Origin of the sequence: Vibrio sp. 10N.261.51.A3, from assembly GCF_041471965.1 — a bacterium.
In the GTDB taxonomy this organism is placed as follows: domain Bacteria; phylum Pseudomonadota; class Gammaproteobacteria; order Enterobacterales; family Vibrionaceae; genus Vibrio; species Vibrio crassostreae_C.
Window position 1 is genome coordinate 1 of record NZ_JBFRPK010000087.1, and the last position, 22,185, is coordinate 22,185.

Sequence of the window (22,185 nt, forward strand, 5' to 3'; positions counted from 1 at the left end):
CTCGGCGCACAACAAAAAGCGCCTTGGCGAAAGCTCAAGGCACTTGTTGGTTCAGCTCTAAGTGAACGAAAACGAGTTAGAAACCTAAGAAAGGCTTGTTCTCACGCAGTTTTCTAAGAACTGGCTGAATTTGTGGCCGTCATGCTCAACCATTTTAGGGAACATGGAGATTGGCGTCATACCTGGGAAGGTGTTGACTTCGTTCAGGTAGATTTCGTTGTCTTGCGTTAAAAAGAAGTCGATACGAGACAAGTGACGAAGCTTCATCTGGGTGAAGACTTTTCGTGCGCTGTCTGCAATCAATTCACGCTGTTCGTCAGTTAAATTATTTGCTTCAACTTCAGTGATCGAGTGGCTGTCTGCACTGTACTTCTCTTCGTAAGAGTAAAATGCGCCATTCGGTGCAATCACCTCACCCGGCTTGCTGATGTGTAGCTCGCCATCGATTTCATAAGCAGCAATTTCTAGCTCTCTAGGCACCACTGATTTCTCAACCAATACTTGGTCCGAGAAAGTGAACGCCTTGTTGATAGCCTCGCTTAAATCTTCTACTTGGTTAACTTGGTAACAACCTACAGAAGAACCTTGACGAGCCGCTTTCACAAACACTTTACCCCACTTTTCAAATGCTTGAGTTGCTTGTGAGTGAGCTTGATCATTGTTGTCTGATAAGAACAGGTACGGCGTGTTTGGAATACCAAGTGCGTCGTACCAAAGCTTTGACGTGATTTTGTTAAAGCTGTTGTTGCTTGCTTCTGGACCACAACCTAGGTATGGAATTTTAGCCATTTCAAACAGTGATTGAATGTCACCTGTTTCACCTGGGAAACCGTGTATGCAAGGCACAATGAAATCGACTTTAGATGCTAAATTGTCACCGCGTAAGGTTTGGTCGTTAATATCAAGATAAACCAATTCACCTGAATCAAGACACCAGCCTTCGTTCTTAATTTCAACTCTTACAACGTTAAAATCTGCAACGCTATTAAGTTGTTCAAAAAGGTAATTGGCTGAAACTAAAGATACTTCATGCTCTGAAGATCCACCGCCGCAAAGTAGAAGGATGTTTGTGGTGTTCATGGGTAAATTCGGTCCTTGAAACTAGGAGTACTGACTTCAATGATAAACAAAAGTCGAGATAGGTACAGTGTTTTGATTGTTAAAATTGCGTTCGAAAGAGCGAGCGATTAACTATTAAACAAAACAGCGAGTCTTAAAACAAAAGAAGGAGCATTTGCCCCTTCTTTATGAATTAAAACTTAGTTCAACTTGTTAAGCGTTGGGTATTCAGAGTTCTTGATGTCATCAATGCTCTTAACAAACGGCTTCAAGTTTTGGAAAGTGCTCGGCAGCGTTGAGATTGCCTTTTTAGCTTCTAAGCGCGTTGCATAGTCACCATAAAGTACGGTGAACCACTTAGTGCCGTTAACCATTTTGTAGTTTTCCCAAACTGGCTGAGAAGTCGTAGGTAGCATTTTCACGAAAGAATCGACTTTACTTTGGCTGCCAACAGCAACAACTTGAACTGTGTAACCAAAACGCTGGTTCATGTCTTGTTGTTTCTTCGTTGGTCCTGTCACTACTGCAACTGGCTTAGCTTTAGTCGTTTGAGTGACTTTCTGTTCAACAGGTTCAGTTCTGATCACGTTGACAACGTTTTCTTCAACAACGCCTGTTTGCTCAGATTGAGATACAACTGGAGCTTCAACTTTGGCCGTCTTGTACTCTTCTTGATAACTATCTGAAGTGACATTGGTAACGTAGTCGTCAGATACACATGCAGCCAAGAGCAGTGGCAAAGTCACAATTGCAAATTTTTTCATGGAAAGCTCTATATCCTTAATAATAATTACTATAAATCATGCCGATACGTCGGTTTAGAATCAAGTTAACTTTGAGATTATACACCATTAGTGGGTGACCTATTTCACAAACTTTATGCAGTGTCTGCTTATTCATCTTAATTCGGTGAATTTGCCATCAACCCGTTAGTGAAAAGTAAGTTACGATGAACTTACGTGCATTGCTAGGATATGTCTATGAATCATCTTGATCCCCTACTTAAACCCCGCTCAATCGCTGTTGTTGGTGCTTCTCAACGAGAAATGCGTGCAGGATATATCGTCATGAACAATTTGTTGCACGGGGATTTCAAAGGTGCGGTGATGCCGGTTACGCCAAAATATGACTCGGTGGCAGGTGTACTCTCTTACAAAAACATTTTGTCGCTGCCGATCGTTCCTGACCTTGCGATATTGTGTACCAATGCGACTCGTAATGTCGCCATTTTTGAAGAGCTGGCTGAGAAAGGCATCGCTTCTGTCATTGTGCTTTCATCCGACATGCAACAACAAAGTGATAATGGCGAGACGTATGACGCAAGATGCCTGGCGATAGCCAAAAAGAACAACATCCGAGTGCTTGGCTCCAATAGTTTGGGGGTGATTGTCCCTTGGTTAAATTTGAACGCATCATTCTCTCCAGTAACAGCATTACCTGGTAAAATCGCCTTTGTTTCTCAATCTGCTGCTGTGTGTACCACGATTTTAGATTGGGCTAATGACAAAGAGATCGGCTTTTCAGCGTTTATCTCGATAGGCAATGGCAGTGATATCGAATTCTCGGAATTATTGGATTACCTGAGTACCGATTCTCATACTGAAGCGATACTACTTTACGTTGATAGCATTACTGATGCTCGGCGCTTTATCTCTGCGGCGCGTGCGGCATCGCGAAACCGACGCATTCTGGTGTTAAAAGGCGGTCGCACGGCGAAAGGCAGAGCGGCGGCCATGGCCCATACTGGCGGTGCTGACACTTTAGACATTATCTATGACTCTGCGATCCGACGTAGTGGCATGCTACGAGTTAAGAACTTACATGAACTGTTTGCTGCGGTAGAAACACTGACTCATTCAGTACCATTGCGAGGCGAGCGCTTGGCTATTGTTACTAATGGTGGCGGCCCTGCGATTATGGCTGTGGACACCCTATTTGACCGCGGTGGTAAGCTCGCAGAGTTTTCAGAAGAGACACTTGATAAGTTGAACAAGGTTTTGCCATCGAGTTGGTCTCATAGCAATCCTATCGATATTGTCGGCGACGCTGGTGATCAACGTTATATCGACACTATAAACATCTTACTCGATGGCGATGAAGCAGACGCGATTCTTATCATGCACAGCCCTTCAGCGGTCGCACATTCCGCTAAAACGGCAGAACGAATTATTGAAGCGATTAAGAAGCACCCTCGCCACAAGCGCTTTAACATCCTGACGAATTGGTCTGGTGAGCTAACAGCAAGGCCCGCACGAAAGCTGTTTACCGAAGCGGGTTTCCCAACTTATCGGACCCCTGAAAGCTCTGTGGTCGCATTCATGCACTTAGTCGAGTACAGACGTAACCAACGTCAGTTAATGGAAACGCCGACCACTGCAGAAAAAGTACACATTGAAGATCTAGCAGATGCGAAAGGTTGGATAGAAAGAAAACTACTGGATAAAGATACAGTTACCCTTGATACTCACCAAAACAGTCAGTTTTTCAAGAGCTTCAACCTCGATGTGTTACCAACTTGGATCGCTTCTGACCCAAGTGAAGCGGTACACATCGCTGAAACGATCGGTTATCCCGTCGCAGTAAAATTACGTTCGCCGGATATTGCACATAAGTCAGACGTACAAGGCGTGATGCTCAATTTGCGAAACAGCAGTGAAGTTGCCAATGCGGCTCAGGCAATTCTCGATCGTTCTCAATTATCCTTCCCTACAGCAAACATCCACGGCTTGTTAATTCAAGGTATGGCTAAGCTCGCGGGCGGCCAAGAGTTGCGTATTAAGGTTACAACAGACGAAACCTTCGGCCCAATCATATTACTTGGACAAGGTGGTTCGGAGTGGGATGAGTCGATTGATGCCGCAGCTGCTTTTCCACCGCTCAACATGACACTGGCGCGTTACTTGATTATACGGGCGATAAAAAGTGGCAAGATTCGTCTACAAAAGCTTCCTAACCCCATTGATATAGATGGCCTTTCTGAATTATTGGTTCGCATATCGCAGATGGTGGTTGATTGCCCTGAAATACATGATTTGGATATTCATCCAGTACTCGCCAACGGAGACAAATTCACGATATTAGACGCTGATATCATATTGAAAGCCTACGAAGGGGATCCGCAAGAAAGGTTGGCCATTCGCCCTTACCCAGTCGAGCTTGAAGAACGTATCCAGCTAAAAGATGGAACCGAAGTGTTGTTACGCCCTATTCTTCCCGAAGATGAACCGCTTCATGCTGACTTCATTAACCGTGTGTCTAAGGAAGATCTCTATAAGCGTTTCTTTAGTGATGTCGGTGAATTCAATCATGAGGCGTTGGCGAATTTCACTCAGATTGATTTCGATAGAGAAATCGCCTTTGTGGTCGTTCGCGAGGAACAAGGCGTTCCAGCGATCATCGGCGTGTCCCGTGCGCTGATTAACCCTGAGAACACAGACGCCGAATTCGCAATATTGATTCGTTCTGACCTTAAAGGTGTTGGTCTAGGTCGCATTCTTATGACCAAGGTTATCGATTACTGCCGTGCGAAGCAGACCAAGCAGATGTCGGGTATGACGATGCCAACCAATAGAGGGATGCTGACACTAGCTCAAAAGCTCGGTTTTAAGCTAGATATCAGCTTTGAAGATGGTACTGCAGATATGGTGTTACCGTTACTTTAACGCCCATGTCTTTTTAAGATGTTGGATACACCAAGACTTGGCGTCGCCCATTTTGTTGCGTCGCCAAGCCATAACAATATCGATCGGTTGTGGTTCTGTACCGGAGATCTGCTGTAGTACGCCAGATTCAATCAAAGGTTTAGCGACACTATTCGGTAAGGTGCCAATCCCTAGTCCTGATGTCAAAGCCTCTACTTTCGCAGGAAAGCTTGTCACGGTTAAACGTGGCTGTTTCTCTAGAATATTGATGCTTAGTGCTGGCTGATCGCGTGCGGTGTCTGCAATGGCAATAACCCTGTAACTTTCTCTCGCCTTCTGATCGAATTCACCAGAACGATTGTGAACATAGTGGCTTGATGCCGCGACCCACACCATCTCCATTTTACCAATTACGTCACTTTTCATATCGTTTGGAATTGTATCGAGCTTAGGGCATATCAATAAGTCAGCACGACCATCTGTGAGAGATTCCCAACAACCCGCTAAGATTTCCTCTTGCAAACGAACGCGTGTTTTACTGATTTTTCCTAGTTCATCTACCAGTGGGAAAAAGTTAGCAATCGGGATAATGCCATCAAAGGCGATGGTCAAATCGAGCTCCCAACCATTGGCTAGAATGCTTGCCTCGTTAACAAGACGTTCTGTAGCTCCAAGAATGATTCTACCTTGCTCAAGTATCAACTGACCCGCTTCCGTGAAATTTGCACGGTGGCCTGAGCGGTCAAAAATCATGATGTCTAGATCTTGTTCAAGCTTCTGTATTTGATAGCTGAGTGATGAAGGCGCTCTGTCCATTTCATTGGCCGCGGCGGCGAAACTTCCACGTCGGTCGATGGCGTCTAGGATGTGTAACGCTTCAAGTGTTATTGGACTATGCATAGCTTTCCTACTTTATAAATGAGACTTGAATCACAAAAACAGAAGCATTCAGGCTGTGAATGGAACTGTAAAAGTCTTTTTAATACAGATATTTAAGAGTATTAATTATGAGTTAGTTGATAAAATTGAAAATTATTTAAATGCAAATAATAGTAATTATCATTTAGATCCAATATTATATTTCGCAAATCAAGATAATACTATGGAACTAAGGTAACTATCAGATGTATAAGCAATCCCTGATCTCTGCTTCAATCGTTTTAGCGCTTTCATCAACATCAGCCTTTGCTGAAGATTATGCCCTATTTGACGAGGTTGTTGTATCTTCGACTCGTACTAATCAACAACTTGAAGATGTTGCTGCGTCGGTAACTGTGATTAACGATAAAGATATCGAAAAAAACATGGTTACGGATGTAGAAGACTTATTTAAGTACACACCAGGTGTCACGGTGACTACGAATTCTCGCCAAGGGATTCAAGGTATTAACATTCGTGGTATGGAAGGTAACCGAGTAAAGGTTATCGTTGATGGAGTATCACAAACTAGCCAATTTACTCCAAGTGGTACTCAGTCATATAACTTCATTAACTCTTCACGCATTGATGTCGATACGGATATGTTGAAGTCTGTCGAGATTGTTAAAGGTGCGGCTTCTTCTCTGTATGGTTCTGACGCGATTGGTGGTATTGCTGCGTTCGAAACAAAAGACCCGAGTGACTTTTTAAAAGACAAAGACTTCGGTGGCCACGCGAAGTTCAACTACTCTTCATCTGATAATACCTTTAGCGAATCGGTTGCTTTAGCAAATCGTATTGGCGACCTAGAAACGTTAGTTGCTTATACTCGCAGAGACGGTGAGCAAACTGATAACTTTGGTACACCTGATGAGCAAGATACTCAGAACAACAACTTGTTGGTTAAGCTTCAGTACCAATTAAACGAACAACACCGTTTAGAGTTTTCTGGTAACTTCATTGAGAATTCTGGTGATACCGATTTAAATAGTGCAAGTTACACCGACTACACTGGCGAAGACACAACTAGCCAACAGCAAATCGGTATCAAACATATTTGGGATGCTGACCTAGCGTTTGCAGATACTATTACTTGGCAAGCTGACTGGCTGAGCAAAGAAGAGAATGGCGTAACTAATCGTACTTCTAATGGCGGTATGTTCCTACCTCCGGCAGGTAATGTTCAGAAAAAGGACTATATCTACGAGGATGAAGGTTATCAATTTGATGTGCAATTCGATAAGTTCTTCATGACGGGTAATGTAGAAAACTACTTTATCTATGGCGCTTCATATTCGGACAAAGACATTAAAAACGTTAATAACGAATATAACTCCATCAGCGCAGACCAAGTTATTTTCTACATCCCTGCCGCATCTGAAAGAAAATATGGATTCTTTGCTCAAAATGAAATGACGATCGGAAATTGGATGATTACTCCGGGTGTTCGTTTTGATGGTTTTGAAACTGATCCAGGTGATACAAGTCAAAACCCAAGTGGTAACCCAGAAGAGTCTTATGCAAAATATTCAGACTCAGCTGTTACCGGACGTTTGGGTACAACTTACACGCTTAATGATGAAAATAAGATCTTCGGTCAAATCAGCCAAGGCTTTAGAGCTCCTGATTTCCAAGAGCTTTACTACTCATTTGGTAATCCTGCTCACGGTTATTTGAATGCCCCTAACCCTGACTTAGAAGCTGAAGAAAGTATTTCATACGAGTTAGGTTGGCGTCATAACACAAATTATTCATCAAGCGAAATCGCTATCTTCTACAGCGATTATGATAACTTTATTGATAACGTAGCAGTTAGTGGCTCAGCCACTCCGGCCGATCCAACAATATATCAGAATGTAAACATTGATGAAGCCGTAATTAAAGGTATCGAAGCGTCAAATACACAGTCTTGGAATAGCTTCATGCCAGTGAAAGGTGTTAGTACTCGTGTTTCTGCAACGTATACTGAAGGTGAAGATGGCGAAGGTAATCCTCTTAACAGTGTAAACCCTTGGAACGCTGTCGTTGGTTTTAACTATGATGCTCCTTCAGCACTATGGGGTACATCACTTAACATAAGCTACACAGCAGGTAAGAAGTCTAGTGATATCAACAGCGATGGTTTGAATGATGAAATTCTACCAATTGATTCAGCAACTGTAGTTGACCTAACAGCATACTACTTGCCGATGAAAGATCTTACGCTTAGAGCAGGTCTCTTCAACGTTACGGATGAAGAGTACTACTCGTGGAATGACGTTCGTGGATTCTCACAAGAAGATAAAGATTACACGCAAGCAGGTCGTAACTGGTCAATTACAGCTAAATACGAATTCTAACTCGTTAGAAAACTTAACGACAGAATCTGATACAGCAGAAACTAAAAAGCCAGCTTAATTGCTGGCTTTTAATTTATTTCACTAAAAAATTGTATAAAAAAGGTAATAAGTGAAATTACTTCTCTGCCATCTCTTTTTTAACCATTACTGCAGCAGCAACGATGAAAGTGATGATTAGGCCTAGTTCCATGATTAACTCCAAAGAAAATTAACATTAAACATATAATTCGCGAGCATAATAACACAGCGGATACAGAATGATACTTTTTAACCACTAATTTACTTTTTATTCGATTAAGATCAAAAAAGATGCCCGAAAGCATCTTTTAATTTTTGAATCATTCACGAAACCACTAGGTTAACTAGGGAATCCATTCGGGTTTGTTGACTGCCAGCGCCATGTATCTTCGGTCATTTCAGCCAATGTGCGGCTTGCATTCCAGCCCAGTTCTTTCTGAGCTTTAGCTGGATCTGCCCAACACTCTGCGATGTCACCAGGACGGCGTTCAACTAGCTTGTAAGGGATCTCTTTACCGCTTGCTTGTTCGAATGCTTTAACCATGTCTAACACACTTGAACCGTTACCCGTACCAAGGTTGTAGATATGAAGACCGTCTTTGCACCCTACTTTCTCAAGCGCTGCGATGTGGCCATCAGACAGATCCATTACGTGGATGTAATCGCGAACGCCAGTCCCGTCTTTTGTTGGATAATCGCTACCAAATACAGATAGGAATTCACGGCGGCCCACTGCTACTTGAGAGACAAATGGCATTAGGTTATTTGGGATACCTTGCGGGTCTTCACCTAGCTCACCACTTGGATGTGAACCTACAGGGTTAAAGTAACGCAGCAGTGTAATGCTCCAATCAGGATTGGCTTTTTGGAAATCGGTTAAACACTCTTCAACCATTAGTTTACTACGACCATATGGGTTGGTAGCGCTTGTTGGGAAGTCTTCAGTAATTGGCACACTTGCAGGATCACCGTATACCGTTGCTGAAGAGCTAAATACCAAGGTTTTTACACCCGCATCACGCATTGCATCAACAAGAACTAAAGTGCCGTTTACGTTGTTGTCGTAGTATTCAAGAGGCTTTTCCACAGACTCTCCGACGGCTTTCAGACCAGCAAAATGGATAACCGCTTCGATGTTGTGTTGCTTCATAGTTTCAGTCAAAAGCGCTTTATCACGAACGTCACCTTCAATGAAGTTGGGACGAACGCCCGAGACTTTTTCGATGCGCTCTAGAACGCTTGGTTTGCTGTTGTACAAGCTATCAAAAAGTACAGGTGTCATACCTGCGTTGATCATCTGGATACTTGTATGGCTACCAATGTAACCCATGCCACCTGTAACTAAAACATTCATGCTTAGCAGACCTTTTAATTAAAAATATTCAACCTATCACTTATGATACAACAACTTAGGGTGAGCTCACAAACACCGGTGCCTATTTACCCTCACGAGCGAACACAAACTGACCTTTTCCTTTGCGTTTCGCTTGGTACATAGCCTCATCAGCAACCTTTAGAATCACGTCAATATCACGCTCTGAGCCATCAACTAAATTGATACCTAAGCTCGCCCCAACATGAAGTGAACGCTGTTTATAATTCACTTCTTGCCCGATCAGATCCAACAATCGCTCGGCTAACTTCGCTAATAAGACTTTGTTTGTCTGTTTAATAATAAGAACAAATTCATCACCCGACAAACGTGCAACCAAATCCCCCGCTCTTACCTGAGATAATAACCGGTTTGACACTTCTTTAAGGATTTCGTCACCCGCATCGTGACCATAGTTGTCATTCACTTCTTTGAAGCCATCCAAATCCAAGTAAATAACCGCAAAATGCTGATTTGAATAGTGGCTCGACGTGACAACATCATCCATAACCTTATACAGCTGCGCTCTATTCGCTAACCCGGTTAATGCATCGTGATGAGCCAAGTGTTCGAGTCTTTCCATCTCTTTAACGTTGGATAAATCAGACAGCGTTAATACCATATCAAACTCGTCTTTCTCGTTGTCTGAGGCAATTCGATTCACTTTGACAAACATTGGAACTAACGTGCCGGACGCGCTTTTCTCCCACACTTCGCCTTGCCATTGACCATAGTTGTCTAACGAACTGCGAATTGTCGGCATCAATGATGAAAATTGCTGCCACGAAAATACTTCAAATGGTGTTTTGCCCACCAGCAGATCAGAGTGATAACCGAGAAGTTGTGTGATCGCCGGGTTAACCATGGTTATCACATTGGATGAGTTGAGCACGATCAAGCCGTCTTTACTGTTTTCGAAAACACCCGCAGCAATACGTTGGCGACTCATGGCCGTTTCTATGTCGGTGACATCTTGGATTGCATAAAGAATACGACCATGTTTTGTCAAAGAACGACTGCTCACACGAAGCCAGCGTTTTGATTGAAAGAGATCGGTGGTTTCCAGCAATTCGTCATTAAGTTCAATATTGGCATCAATAACATCTTGTAAGTAACCCGTTTGCTTGGTCGCGATCAACTCTTGGATCAACAAATTCTCAAGAAAGGCTTCCGAGCATTTAAAAATATCCCGAGTAGCTGCGTTCGCATGAAGAATGAGCCCTTTTTCATCCACCACCAACAAAGAGTGCTGAACGGTTTCAATGACCTCATTTGCGAATGATTTTTCTTCTTGTAACTTGTCTAACGTAAAATTGATTTGGTTATCGCGATGTTGAAGCCTTTCTAACATGGTATTGAAAGCTCGAACCAGATCGCCGATTTCATCGCGGTTCGTTACGACTAATTTAGGCTGCTTCGAACGACGCTCAACAAAGGCTTGCATCGCCTCATTGAGGTCAAACATCGGTTCGATAATCAAGCGTTGCACCAATTTGACCACTACTCCGCCTAACATCACCAGAAACAACAGGTAGACGACCGCAACCTTGAAAATATTCGTTAAGATTGAATTAAACGTCTCTTTCGATATTGTTACTCTCAAGTTCGCGATCACTGCGCCATCCAGTGTCACTGGAACGAGCAAGAAGATGAAATGCTCAGAGATGGCAAATTGATGATCGGCGATATCGTCTAATTCTTCTGCGTTTGGCCTTGGAACCAGAGTGTTGCTCACCTGATAGCTGGCAAAAAGCTGTTCGTTGATGTCATAGAGCTTCACTCTAACAATATCTTTATCTGCGACGAAAGCTGACAATATTTCCTGAGCCGATGACTTGTCTTCAAATAAAATCGCGGCTTGCAAGTTATAAGCAACACCTTGTGCTAGCACTTTAACACGCTGAATAAGACTCTCTTTCTCTCTCTCAAACGTGACAGTGTAATTTACCGATTGGATCGTTACAAAAGTGACTGCGATGAAGATGATAATGGGTAATATCAGCTTGTTTTTAATCGATATGTTATTAATGAAAGACAACATTATTGGCCCTCCACTATAGCGATTCGTAACAGGTTCGAGCCAATGACGTAGTCACCGCGCCTTGCGTTCTCTAGATTGATCTTAGGTTTGAGCTTATTATCGATGTGCGTGAGTTCAATGATTCCACCTAAGTCCGTAAAGTTAGGGATATCACTGATTGTCACAGTATGTGGCGAGTGCTCTTGACTAAGAAATTGGTCATTTTTACGGTCAGACAAATACGTAATATCACACTTAGAAGTAATCGACTGTTGAACTCGGATAGCGAGCGAACGAATAGATTTCCCCTCGGTAATTGACGTTAGCACTTGGCTTACCTTTTCATCGCCAATCACACAAAAGTTCACAGCGTTCATTGAGCTTTCATCATTCCAACGTATAAAATTCGCAATTCTAAAAAGGTACACCGCTTTCACTTCATAAGGTTTGAAGCTAGCAGCTGAGGTGTTCAACGGCACAATAAGCATCGTTAAAGCCGCTAAGCCTAGTTTAGATAAGCCGAGCTTAATGCGGTGCTTAAGCCATTTAGAATTCATGAGAGATCCTCACATATACGGACTCTTGGTTGACACAAATCTCGGTAAGTTTTTGTGTCACTTTCGAAGCCGTTTCCATTTCGACATCTAACATAGACAACTCTTCAAGGCTCATCGACATGAGTTGGTCTAGAGAGTTTTCTTGAGCAGAGACAAAAACAGGTGTCGTTAATGCTAGTCCTAAGCAAACCTGGCGGGATATCATGTGCTCACCTAATATACAGATAGATATTAATCCTTTAATCAATAGTTCAACTATATACAAAATACCATACTGGTAAATCTACGGTGTCGAAAGTTTGAGTTAGGTCACTGTTTATTTATGGTATTTATAAGACCGTCATTACTTACCTAAACGTAAAGGATTAGCACCACGTGACAACGAAGATTTTGCTTAATTGCGACATGGGAGAAAGTTTCGGCAATTGGAAGATGGGCGATGACGAGTCGGTCATGGAATGGGTCGATATGGCAAACATCGCTTGTGGCTTCCACGCGTCTGATCCGCACGTTATGTCCAAGACGATAAAACTGGCACAGCACTATCACACCCAAATTGGTGCTCATCCCGGTTATCAAGATCTCGTTGGATTTGGTCGCCGTTCTATTCCACATACCATGGACGAGATCAGTGAATTGGTGTGCTATCAAGTCGGTGCATTAAAAGCCCTTTGCCGCTATCACCACACCTCTGTTGGCTATGTGAAACCTCATGGCGCCCTTTACAACGATATGATGGCAAACATCGATGTATTTAATGCGGTAGCCCAAGCCGTCGCTGAATTTAACATCCCGTTGATGATTCTCTCTTCATCAGACAATCAACAGTATTTGGATATTGCTGACGATCATGACTTGCCTCTCTTGTTTGAAGCGTTTGCCGACCGTGCTTATTTAAATAACGGACAATTAGCGCCACGTACTCAAAAAGGCTCGGTTTACGTCAATCAAGACGATATCTATAACCAAGTTATGCAAATCATTAACTATGGCTCGGTTACGACTTTAGAGGGCGAAAGGCTGCCTATTGAAGCCGATACTATCTGTGTTCATGGTGATAACCCTCAATCCATCGCATTAATTAGAAAAATCAGACAAGACCTCAACGCTTTTAATTAGTATGAAGCGTGTGATTGGTATGACGCATGGTCTAATCGCTCGTGAGATCTAATTGACTTGTATTGGCTTGGACACGGAAGTGAGACACGCCAAGTAAGCAAACAAACGTATGGAAACGAAATGACGACGAATCAGATTGAATTCAATATAGCGCCAGTCGCGGAATGCAGCGTTTTGGTGACCTTGACGCTATCGCCTTCAAATAATCAATCTAGCGCCGAATATGCGCATTACATGGCTCACTTTTCCGATGCCATTCGCCAAAATTTAGCATCTGTGTTGATGAATGTGACACCGGCTTACCACACAATATTGGTCGATTACCTACCTTACCGCATATCAGAACAGCAGCTCATTGAACAGCTCAATAATTTGTTGAGTCATGCTCTATCGTCCTTTTCTAGTGTTAATAAAACTCGTAATACGATTGAGCTTCCTGCCTATTACTCACCAGAAACGGCGCTCGATTTAGACCGATATCAAGACAGAGGCCTATCTCTGGAGGATATTATTCAATATCACACCTCACAGACATACAGCGTTAGTGCGATTGGGTTTACGCCTGGCTTTGCGTTTATGTCTGATGTGGTTAATGAGCTTGCTTTGCCCCGCCACTCGACACCACGCTTAAATGTGCCCAAAGGCAGCATCGCCATCGCGGATACTAAAACAGCTGTGTACCCTTCGGATTCACCGGGCGGTTGGAATATTATTGGCAATTGCCCACTTCCGTTGTTCGATCATAGCCAGTTGAAGAATGCCGATATCACGCAAAGACCACTGTCTCTGCTTAATGTTGGTGATACCGTCCGTTTCATAGCGATTTCAAAAAAAGAATTTGTAGAGTTAGGTGGAGGCATCGTAAATGGCTAAGACAAAAACTAAACCAACACTGACAGTGATTAAGCCCGGCCCGTTGAGTTTGATTCAAGACTTTGGGCGATTTGGTGTTGCTCATCTTGGATTAACGCAAGGTGGACCGGTTGATGACTACTCTTATAGCTGGGCCAACCATCTATTGGGCAACCCAGTCAACCAAGCGGCGTTGGAAATCACGCTTGGGCAATGTGCGTTACGAATCGATTTTGATTGTGAGATGGCACTATGCGGGGGTGATTTACAAGCGAAACTCGATGGTAAACCACAGGCTAACTGGAACACTTTTCAAGCTTTTAAGGGGCAAGTTCTCTCATTTGGTTTGCCTAAAAATGGTCTAAGGGCGTATTTAGCCATTAAGGGCGGTTTCGATGTTCCATCAACTCTTGATAGCTGCTCTACAGTCACTCGTGAAAAGATTGGTGGATTAACGCAAGATGGCGAGCCATGCCAGCAAGGGCAACAAATCGCTTTTACCCAACACCAACTCTCTCATCCATTTAAAGCGTTGAGTGTTACCTTCCGATACACGCCTGATTACAATCTACCCGTGAACCTACGAGTGATTGAAGGCTATCAAAGCGAGCTATTCTCCGAGTCAGCAAGAGAGATTTTGTATAACGCGCAGTATCACGTTGACCAAAACTCTAATCGGATGGGTTATCGACTCAGTGGCGAGCCCGTAGACTCGCCTGACATTTCGCTATTGTCAGAAGGCATTGCCCTAGGTGCGATTCAAATTCCACAAGATGGACAGCCTATCGTGCTGCTTAATGATAGACAGACCATAGGTGGTTATCCGAAGATAGGATGTGTCGCCAGAATCGATTTACCACGCTTGGCGCAAGCAAAACCTGGACATGCGATATCGTTCAGCAAGGGCGATCGCTTGGGCTTACAAGATGTTTGGTGCCAATGGGCTCAGTTTTTCGGCTATTAGTTTTTGCGATGTGTTATGTGCTAAATGCTATGTAGCTGAGAATAATCAACTAGGAAGATGTCATTTAGATGAGGTTCGGTATCTAAGCAGATGTTGAAATGAAGATTCGGCTTACCTATTACAGTAAGCCGAATTGAAGAAATTAAACGCAGTCGATGATGATAGACTAATTATAGGCTATTAAGCGTGATCTTGACCTGACACCTTGGCAAGCGCTTCTGGGTATCCACGTTCTTGTGTCAAATCTATCGCTCTGTTTTCAATATCATTTAGATTAAGTGACATTGTCACTGAGTGTGTGTCTTCAATAGATGCCGCCTCTGATACATCAAACCATTGCTCAGCGACCTTTTGTGCCGCTTCTAATGTTGAAGAAGCTTTTACTACTTCAAGTCGAGCATAGCGATCCCCACAGAATGAAACGTCTGAAGCTCTTAAGCTTGGATCGGTTCCCGGAATCTGTTGTGCACCAAACAAAGGTTTACCACCGACCAATGCAGAACTGAAACTTGGGATGAACTGAGACATATGCGTTATTGCCGCGCGAGTTCTTAATTCAAGCTGATCTTCACTCCAACCCGATACGATTTTCTTAAGCAGCTTCGAAGGCAACTGTGGCTGTGACGAGTCTGTTGACGATGAAACAAGCCCACCCTCAAACAGAGTAATCCCTTCTGTCATGCCGTGAAGTTGGAACACACCATCAGCATACGGCGTTAATTGCGCCATGCCTTGCGGTGTGCCTCTCGGGCCATGGAAGATAACTTCTGGCCACTCTTCCTTACATTCTTGCGAATATGGCCACTCTGTAACGTATGCAGCTTTAAACTCAACAAGTCTTTGCTGCTTAGAGCCAACAAAGTCATCTACGATACCCGTTTCAAACCCACTCGCATTAATCAAGTAATCGGTCGTTAGTTGGCAGCTTTGGTTTTCGGCATCGGTATAAGTCAAAGACCAACCTTGACCTGTCGACTCAACAGATTGTAATCGGCTGTTGGTTAACACAGTACAGTTAGCTTGTTGCCCCAAAGAGAGTTGAGCGGTCGCAGAAAGTCGGAATACGCTCCAGCCATACTCTTGGACCATCGCAACAGGATACTTTAGGGTCTCTAAATCCGTATGCTTGGCGAAAGGAATACACCAATCATCAAGCGATGTTGGTTTCAGAGGCTGTGTTTTCGCAGAAAGTGCTAATAAATCTTCTTTGCTGTACAGCTTATAATACTCTTCCGGATCACCGAGCACTTGGTTGCTTTTATCTTGTTTAACAAGATCGGCATAAGCGCTTTTGATTATCTTGAGACGAGGAAGCAGATCCAACGGCTCTCCACCATCACTGTGCGGAACGGCGATGATTGTCGGACGAATATTGATCGTATGAGGGAATAAGCGGACGGTATCAATTGACTGTGTGAGCAATTGAAGACACTGCTCTACAGAAATATCTCGATACAAATTGCCGCCAGCGTGCAGGTGGCAAATTGGTGGACCATTAACCAAACTCGGCCCTTTTTCTAAGATAGTGACCTTAAAACCCAACTCACTAAAGTGAATCGCGCTCGTTGTTCCGGCAATACCACCACCAACAATGGCAATAGAAGGTTGATTTGTATCCGTTTTGTTGTGGTTCATCGTGTTCTGTAGAATAAGATTAACTGCCTCTATTCTACTTTTGTTCTGCGATGAATTAAAACACATTTTTATCAAGGTCTTAGATAGGCGGGATTTAATATCTATGTAAAAAACATAAATAATCTCTTGACTCAATAACTCCAGATAGGGTTTTAAAGGTTATTCTAACAGTCAAATTTGTCCTAAGTGACGCCACATAAAGGCTGCCTCAGTACTCTTAAAACATAGCGGTTAACTTATCCCTAAAGTTATCCACCGTTTTTGTGGATAACTGTTGATAACGTTCTTGCTAAGTTGCGCAAACCCTTTGTTTACAGGGACTAACCGCTGTTCATTAAATCGGCATTATTGGGTAATTAGTTTTAAAAAATGCTAAAAACAGTGGAATCTAAGGTGCGATATTTTTTACTTATGCTACCAGTTGGTTAAATAAAAAACGGTCTAAAGCGACGTATTATAAATAGTGCATGACTAAGTATAAATAATCTCACTTTTAGACCGTTTTAAGCGCTTGGCTAGATCTCGCTAACGACTAGCCAAAATCCTTGTTTACTGGTGCCAATAAACGTTTGATTAAGCTATTCACTACCGCGGCTAATGTGATGAACGTTAGCACCGGTAGCGCTATCCACAACATCGGGTGAAGTGAAGGTTGTAACTCAAAACCAAAGTTCATCACTCCTGCCACGCTGAGCTCAGAACCAAGGGCTGCAATTGAGCCTGCGACTAACGCCATTAAACCGTACTCACACCAAATAGTATTGAGAATTCGCTTCTTACTCGCGCCTAATGTTCGATACAAGCGTATCTCTTGTTGTCTTTGAGATAAGCTCAATCGCAATAGAGTGAAGATAAGCAACAGCCCCGCCACCACACCTAACGCCGCAAGTACGGTAATCGACCAAACAATCTGCTTAAGCAACTCTTGGATCTTGCTACCCATCTTACGAATATCCATCAAACTCACGGTTGGATGATTTCGAGAGAGTTCGTTGAGCATCTGATTGTGTTGTTCTTCTAATCTGAAGCTCACTAGCCAAGTAGAAGGGATTGAACTCAAGACATCTGGAGTAAAAATGAAGTAGAAGTTCGGCTTCATTTCTCGCCACTCGACTTTGCGGATGCTATTCACCTTGGCAGAAACATTCTGGCTGTTGATTGTGAATGACAGCTCATCGCCAATCTTTAGATCCAGTTGCTCCGCGACATCCGATTCCACAGATACGCCATGCTCTTGCGTCCAGTTACCTTCTAACACTTCATTGTACTCGGGTAAGCTATCTCCCCAAGTGAAGTTGATCTCACGGCTTAGTGCGTCTGTTTCTCCAGAGGTATCACTGTATTCCGATGCTTCAACACCGTTTATCGTCGTCAGTCTTCCTCGGATAATTGGAAACGCTTGAGTACGCTCTACTTCGTTTGCATCAATCGTCTCGAGATAACTGTCTTTTTCATAGCTTGCAATGTTAAGTGCAAACGCATTTGGTGCGTTCTCTGGTAAGGTTTGCTGCCAATCTGACAGTAAATCACTTCTTACCAACCAGATGATAGACAGCAACATCAGTGAAAGCGCTAAAGAGCCAAATTGAATCCCCGTTGCTAAAGGTGTGCGATTAATTCGGCTCAATGCTAAACGCATAGACGTCGATGTCGGTAACTTGCCAACCAAACGCAGAACAAGCGTACTAACGACCGCAAGTACTAAGAACAGGCAAGCGATACCCGCTAGAACTATCCATACCAATAGATTGTCGCCATACATCAGCATCATTGGAATAATCGGTACCAGTAACAACAAATATTTCTTGTAGCTTTCATTGGACTGGTGACTTGATTGGATAACGCTGATTGCCGAGGTATTGACCAAGCCAATTAACGGGATACCAAGAGCAGGAACACCAATTAAGATGCTTGATAAAATCGCCAAGATTGCAGGTTCAATACCATAGCTAGGAAGTGGCGTTGGTAATAAGTCACCCAGAGGTATACGAAGCAAAAACTCTAAGCCGATACCGATAGTTATTCCCAGTACTGCACCGATAACCACTAATAAAGATACCTGTACAGACAACCATTTAACGATCCACTGCTTGCTTGCACCTAAACTCTTAAGCATCGCGATGGTTTTACGGCGACTCGCAACATAATGTTGGCACGTGAGTACCAAAGTGGTCGCAGCCATGATCACAACAATAGCAACGGTTAACGAAAGATATTGAGTCGTGCTTTCGAACATGTCGTTAGTACGGCTCGCAGAATCTTGAGTACGCCAGCGATCGCTTGGTGTTAATTCTACGCTGTCTTGCGCGGCTTGCAGTTTTGTATCATCACCGTTGAGAAACAGCCTAAAACTAACACGACTGCCCGGTTGAATCGCTCCCGTGGCATCAATATCGCTTGTATGAATCAGAACGGCTGGCATCTGTTGGAATGGGTTAAAGCTTAAGCCTGGTTCTTGAGTGATTCGTCCAGTTATCGCTAAATCGGCATCGCCAATAGTGACAACGTCACCAATCTCAACCTCTAACTGTGCAAATATACGCTCGTCTAACCAAAGTTCCCCTGGCTCAACATGGTTACTTGATGCTTTATCAGCACCCACTAAGATCATTTCACCGCGTAATGGATAATTACTTTCAACCGCTTTCACCGTCACTAACTGCATCGAGTTGTCACTGAATGCCATGGTTGAAAAACGAGTCAACTGAGAGCTTTCTAACTGTTCAACTTGAGTGAGGTCTAATAAGGATTGTGGAACTGGGTTTGCTGAGATAAACACGATATCGGCAGTAAGCGCATCTTTGCCCTGCTTAACAATTACCTGCTCCATACGTTCGGCCAACGCCGACAATGCAAATACACAAGCAATAATAAGCGTTAAAGCGATTGAAACTGGCCAAAGCTGACCGTGTCGAATCTCTTCGATACTCCATGAAAACAGGCGTTTATTCAGTCCGTTTGATGAATTCAATTTAGACTTCCTCTATCTGACCGACATGCATCTTGAGTGTTCTTTGGCAACGTTGTGCAAGCTTAGGATCGTGTGTCACCAACACTAACGTTGTGCCGTGGGATGAGTTCAATTCAAACAACAACTCGACAATTTTGGCAGCAGTTTGTTGGTCTAGGTTGCCTGTGGGTTCATCGGCAAAAAGAATTTTTGGCTTAATCATAAATGCGCGCGCCAACGCGACCCTTTGTTGTTCACCACCCGATAGCTGCGACGGCAAATGATCAAGCCTGTCTTTCAAGCCTACTGATTCAAGCAGAGCAGTCGCGCGTTCGATGTCTTCGTCTGCTCCCTTCAACAAACAAGGTAACGTGACATTTTGCAGCGCAGAAAGGCTTGGAATTAATAAGAAGCTTTGAAATACAAACCCAACCGATTCACTGCGAATCTTAGCCCTTGCCTCATCATCAAGCTGTGAAAGTGGCTGTCCTAATAAACTGATTTCGCCTTTCGTTGGTACATCAAGACCAGCTAACAGCGTCATTAGGGTCGATTTACCCGCACCAGACGTGCCTACGATCGCGACCGTTTCGCCTTCACGAATATCGATATCAACGTGCTCTAGGATTGTTAAATGTTCTTGATTAGTAGACACTGTCTTGGAAACAGCTTCTGCTTTAATGATGGATGTATGCATGACTCGACTAATTTCCTTTTTATTTTTTATTTTATTTTCAACCGCTTCTTTAGCTCAAGGCTCTGCGTCAGCTCAAGATTCAAAGTTATTGGTACTTGGCGATAGTTTGAGTGCTGGTTACAACATGGATATCAAACAGAGTTGGCCAAGTTTGTTGCCAGACGCGCTAGCAAAACATGATAAAGCGGTTACCGTGGTTAACGGGAGTATTTCTGGTGATACAACGGGCAATGGTTTAGCCCGCCTACCACAATTGCTTGAAGAACATGCTCCAGACACCGTTCTTATCGAACTTGGTGCGAATGATGGACTTCGTGGTTTCCCACCTAAGCTGATGTCTGCAAATCTTGAGCAGATCATTGAGCAGATAAAAGCTGCGGGCGCCAAACCTATAATGATGCAGATTAAAATCCCACCAAATTACGGAAAGCGTTACAACCAGCAGTTTGAATACGTTTTTGCAGCGCTTGCTGATCAACAAAACGTGCCACTTTTGCCGTTTTTCCTAGAGCATATCATCCTCAAACCTGAGTGGATGATGAACGATGGACTGCATCCAAAACCAGAAGCTCAACCTTGGATTGCTGAATTCGTCGCCGAAGAATTATATCAGTATCTTTAAGTTTTAATGGTCTAGCTCAATAAATTTTACACAGCTTTACGTTAGCCTGAGTGCATATCACCGTTAACTGTAAGGTTATTTATGCTGATCGAACCTGTTATCAAGGGTGTGGTAGCCAAAAGCGCTCACCCTCTTGGCTGTCAAGAAGCCGTAAAGCAACAAATCAAGTTTGTTAAGAGTGCGCCGCAAATCAAAGATGGCCCTAAACGAGTACTGATTATCGGCGCTTCCTCAGGCTTTGGCCTTGCCGCTCGTATTGCCCTTACCTTTGGCGGCGCAAAAGCTGACACTATCGGCGTCTCATTCGAGCGCGGTCCAAACGAAAAATCCCTAGGTAGTGCTGGTTGGTACAACAACATCTACTTCAAAAAAGAAGCCGAACGAGAGCAACGCACTGCTATCAACATCGTTGGCGACGCATTTTCGCAAGAAACACGCTCACAAGTTGTCGAAGCCATTGAAACCTACTTCGAAGGTGAAGTGGATCTGATTATCTATAGCTTAGCTGCAGGCGTTCGTCCTAAACCAGATTCCGATGAGTTTTGGCGCTCTGCCATCAAACCTATTGGTGAAAGCGTAACTGGCGCAACCATTTCTCTGGAACACGACAACTGGGTCACCAACACGCTTGAAGCCGCGACGGAAGAAGAAGCCGAAAGCACACTCAAAGTGATGGGAGGCGAAGATTGGGAACAATGGATAGATGAGCTCATCAACGCAGAATCTATTGCTCCGGGTTGTAAGACAATCGCGTTTTCTTATGTGGGTCCAGAAGTCACACATCCTATCTATTTAGACGGTACATTGGGACGCGCTAAGATCGACCTTCACCAAACCAGCCACGCTCTTAATCTAGAGTTAGCTAACTTTGATGGCAACGCTTACGCGGCGGTATGTAAAGCCCTAGTCACTAAAGCGAGCGTTTTCATCCCTGGATTAAGCCCTTACTTACTTGCTTTGTATAAGGTGATGAAAGAGAAAGAGACCCACGAAGGTTGTATCCAACAAATGCAGCGTCTGTTTGGCAGTAAACTTTATGGTCAATCCAAAGTACCACTTGATGGTGAGCGATTGATCCGTATGGATGATTGGGAATTAGACCCAGAAACCCAAGCGCACGTAACTGAACTGCTAGAAAAGATGGACGAAAATAACTTCCAAACCTTAGGGGATTACCAAGGGTTTAAAGAAGAATTTCTACAATTAAATGGGTTTGCTCAACCATCGGTAGATTATAGCCAGAAACTTAATACAGAAGATTTTATAAAGTTAAAGCCTTAATCTAAAATTATCTCATTACTGAGACCCGGATTCACATTTGAAAACCTCTGCATAATTGCGGAGGTTTTTTCGTGCAACATTTCTTATACTTAGTTAACGTAAGATTCACAGTTTTCTTTGGTTCATCATAATTAACACAGG

17 protein-coding genes are annotated in these 22,185 nt (G+C 43.4%); 7 read left to right on the forward strand and 10 right to left on the reverse strand.

Translation table 11 applies throughout. The features are described 5' to 3' along the window. Positions 1–84 precede the first annotated feature (84 nt). Both AB4371_RS19260 and AB4371_RS19265 read right to left on the reverse strand, forming a co-directional pair. Entirely contained in the window at positions 85–1,080 is a 996-nt protein-coding gene (locus tag AB4371_RS19260) for a D-alanine--D-alanine ligase (protein WP_372150511.1), read from the reverse strand. 179 nt (positions 1,081–1,259) lie between these two features. Then, the gene (locus AB4371_RS19265; protein ID WP_060981319.1) at positions 1,260–1,823 is read right to left on the reverse strand and encodes an SPOR domain-containing protein; all 564 of its coding nucleotides are present in this window, start codon (positions 1,821–1,823) and stop codon (positions 1,260–1,262) included. Between the two features lie 216 nt (positions 1,824–2,039). Between AB4371_RS19265 and AB4371_RS19270 the strand changes: the two genes are divergently transcribed. Continuing rightward, a complete protein-coding gene (locus AB4371_RS19270; RefSeq protein ID WP_372150512.1) occupies positions 2,040–4,721 on the forward strand; it encodes a GNAT family N-acetyltransferase in 2,682 nt (893 codons plus the stop codon). Here AB4371_RS19270 and AB4371_RS19275 read toward each other — a convergent pair. After that, positions 4,713–5,600: a LysR family transcriptional regulator gene (locus tag AB4371_RS19275; protein WP_065584957.1), complete on the reverse strand. Its 888-nt coding sequence runs from the start codon at positions 5,598–5,600 to the stop codon at positions 4,713–4,715. The genes AB4371_RS19270 and AB4371_RS19275 overlap by 9 nt on opposite strands. Before the next feature lie 224 nt (positions 5,601–5,824). Here AB4371_RS19275 and AB4371_RS19280 point away from each other — a divergent pair, with 224 nt between their 5' ends. Next, positions 5,825–7,957, forward strand: coding sequence for a TonB-dependent hemoglobin/transferrin/lactoferrin family receptor (locus tag AB4371_RS19280; protein WP_372150513.1), 2,133 nt, complete (start codon positions 5,825–5,827; stop codon positions 7,955–7,957). A 358-nt stretch (positions 7,958–8,315) separates the two neighbouring features. Here AB4371_RS19280 and galE read toward each other — a convergent pair whose 3' ends face one another. The 4 genes from galE to AB4371_RS19300 form a co-directional block, all read right to left on the reverse strand. After that, a complete protein-coding gene (gene galE / locus AB4371_RS19285; protein ID WP_372150514.1) occupies positions 8,316–9,329 on the reverse strand; it encodes a UDP-glucose 4-epimerase GalE in 1,014 nt (337 codons plus the stop codon). Positions 9,330–9,411: 82 nt separating this feature from the next. After that, a complete protein-coding gene (locus tag AB4371_RS19290; protein WP_065584959.1) occupies positions 9,412–11,388 on the reverse strand; it encodes a diguanylate cyclase domain-containing protein in 1,977 nt (658 codons plus the stop codon). After that, positions 11,388–11,924 carry a YfiR family protein gene (locus AB4371_RS19295; protein ID WP_017060086.1) on the reverse strand — a complete coding sequence of 179 codons (537 nt, stop codon included), beginning with the start codon at positions 11,922–11,924 and terminating at the stop codon, positions 11,388–11,390. The genes AB4371_RS19290 and AB4371_RS19295 overlap by 1 nt, the downstream gene beginning before the upstream one ends. Continuing rightward, positions 11,914–12,129 carry a hypothetical protein gene (locus tag AB4371_RS19300; RefSeq protein WP_136981847.1) on the reverse strand — a complete coding sequence of 72 codons (216 nt, stop codon included), beginning with the start codon at positions 12,127–12,129 and terminating at the stop codon, positions 11,914–11,916. The genes AB4371_RS19295 and AB4371_RS19300 overlap by 11 nt, the downstream gene beginning before the upstream one ends. Positions 12,130–12,299: 170 nt before the next feature. Here AB4371_RS19300 and AB4371_RS19305 point away from each other — a divergent pair, with 170 nt between their 5' ends. The 3 genes from AB4371_RS19305 to AB4371_RS19315 all read left to right on the forward strand — a co-directional run bounded on the left by AB4371_RS19305 (position 12,300) and on the right by AB4371_RS19315 (position 14,859). Further along, positions 12,300–13,043, forward strand: a complete 744-nt coding sequence (locus AB4371_RS19305) for a 5-oxoprolinase subunit PxpA (RefSeq protein ID WP_017071504.1) — start codon at positions 12,300–12,302, stop codon at positions 13,041–13,043. Positions 13,044–13,163: 120 nt separating this feature from the next. Then, a complete protein-coding gene (locus AB4371_RS19310) occupies positions 13,164–13,916 on the forward strand; it encodes an allophanate hydrolase subunit 1 (protein ID WP_017071505.1) in 753 nt (250 codons plus the stop codon). Further along, positions 13,909–14,859, forward strand: a complete 951-nt coding sequence (locus AB4371_RS19315; RefSeq protein ID WP_017071506.1) for a biotin-dependent carboxyltransferase family protein — start codon at positions 13,909–13,911, stop codon at positions 14,857–14,859. Before AB4371_RS19310 ends, AB4371_RS19315 begins: the two co-directional genes overlap by 8 nt. A gap of 180 nt (positions 14,860–15,039) precedes the next feature. On the opposite strand, the gene AB4371_RS19320 is transcribed toward AB4371_RS19315, so the two are convergent. The 3 genes from AB4371_RS19320 to AB4371_RS19330 all read right to left on the reverse strand — a co-directional run bounded on the left by AB4371_RS19320 (position 15,040) and on the right by AB4371_RS19330 (position 20,141). Continuing rightward, entirely contained in the window at positions 15,040–16,494 is a 1,455-nt protein-coding gene (locus AB4371_RS19320; RefSeq protein ID WP_017060081.1) for an FAD-dependent oxidoreductase, read from the reverse strand. A gap of 532 nt (positions 16,495–17,026) precedes the next feature. Continuing rightward, the gene (locus AB4371_RS19325) at positions 17,027–19,465 is read right to left on the reverse strand and encodes an ABC transporter permease (protein WP_372135570.1); all 2,439 of its coding nucleotides are present in this window, start codon (positions 19,463–19,465) and stop codon (positions 17,027–17,029) included. A 1-nt stretch (position 19,466) separates the two neighbouring features. After that, positions 19,467–20,141, reverse strand: coding sequence for an ABC transporter ATP-binding protein (locus tag AB4371_RS19330; RefSeq protein ID WP_017067780.1), 675 nt, complete (start codon positions 20,139–20,141; stop codon positions 19,467–19,469). Between AB4371_RS19330 and AB4371_RS19335 the strand changes: the two genes are divergently transcribed. Next, on the forward strand, positions 20,140–20,763 hold the full coding sequence (locus AB4371_RS19335) for an arylesterase (protein WP_017069908.1): 624 nt from the start codon (positions 20,140–20,142) through the stop codon (positions 20,761–20,763). The genes AB4371_RS19330 and AB4371_RS19335 overlap by 2 nt on opposite strands. A gap of 81 nt (positions 20,764–20,844) precedes the next feature. After that, positions 20,845–22,044 carry an enoyl-ACP reductase FabV gene (gene fabV / locus AB4371_RS19340; protein WP_017067782.1) on the forward strand — a complete coding sequence of 400 codons (1,200 nt, stop codon included), beginning with the start codon at positions 20,845–20,847 and terminating at the stop codon, positions 22,042–22,044. Positions 22,045–22,185 lie beyond the last annotated feature (141 nt).

Excerpts from the sequence above, each read along its gene's own strand:
- AB4371_RS19260 (WP_372150511.1), bottom strand. The coding sequence starts at position 1,080 with ATGAACACCACAAACATCCTTCTACTTTGCGGCGGTGGATCTTCAGAG.
- AB4371_RS19265 (WP_060981319.1), bottom strand. The coding sequence starts at position 1,823 with ATGAAAAAATTTGCAATTGTGACTTTGCCACTGCTCTTGGCTGCATGT.
- AB4371_RS19270 (WP_372150512.1), top strand. The coding sequence starts at position 2,040 with ATGAATCATCTTGATCCCCTACTTAAACCCCGCTCAATCGCTGTTGTT.
- AB4371_RS19275 (WP_065584957.1), bottom strand. The coding sequence starts at position 5,600 with ATGCATAGTCCAATAACACTTGAAGCGTTACACATCCTAGACGCCATC.
- AB4371_RS19280 (WP_372150513.1), top strand. The coding sequence starts at position 5,825 with ATGTATAAGCAATCCCTGATCTCTGCTTCAATCGTTTTAGCGCTTTCA.
- galE (WP_372150514.1), bottom strand. The coding sequence starts at position 9,329 with ATGAATGTTTTAGTTACAGGTGGCATGGGTTACATTGGTAGCCATACA.
- AB4371_RS19290 (WP_065584959.1), bottom strand. The coding sequence starts at position 11,388 with ATGTTGTCTTTCATTAATAACATATCGATTAAAAACAAGCTGATATTA.
- AB4371_RS19295 (WP_017060086.1), bottom strand. The coding sequence starts at position 11,924 with ATGAATTCTAAATGGCTTAAGCACCGCATTAAGCTCGGCTTATCTAAA.
- AB4371_RS19300 (WP_136981847.1), bottom strand. The coding sequence starts at position 12,129 with ATGATATCCCGCCAGGTTTGCTTAGGACTAGCATTAACGACACCTGTT.
- AB4371_RS19310 (WP_017071505.1), top strand. The coding sequence starts at position 13,164 with ATGACGACGAATCAGATTGAATTCAATATAGCGCCAGTCGCGGAATGC.
- AB4371_RS19315 (WP_017071506.1), top strand. The coding sequence starts at position 13,909 with ATGGCTAAGACAAAAACTAAACCAACACTGACAGTGATTAAGCCCGGC.
- AB4371_RS19320 (WP_017060081.1), bottom strand. The coding sequence starts at position 16,494 with ATGAACCACAACAAAACGGATACAAATCAACCTTCTATTGCCATTGTT.
- AB4371_RS19335 (WP_017069908.1), top strand. The coding sequence starts at position 20,140 with ATGACTCGACTAATTTCCTTTTTATTTTTTATTTTATTTTCAACCGCT.
- AB4371_RS19330 (WP_017067780.1), bottom strand. The coding sequence starts at position 20,141 with ATGCATACATCCATCATTAAAGCAGAAGCTGTTTCCAAGACAGTGTCT.
- fabV (WP_017067782.1), top strand. The coding sequence starts at position 20,845 with ATGCTGATCGAACCTGTTATCAAGGGTGTGGTAGCCAAAAGCGCTCAC.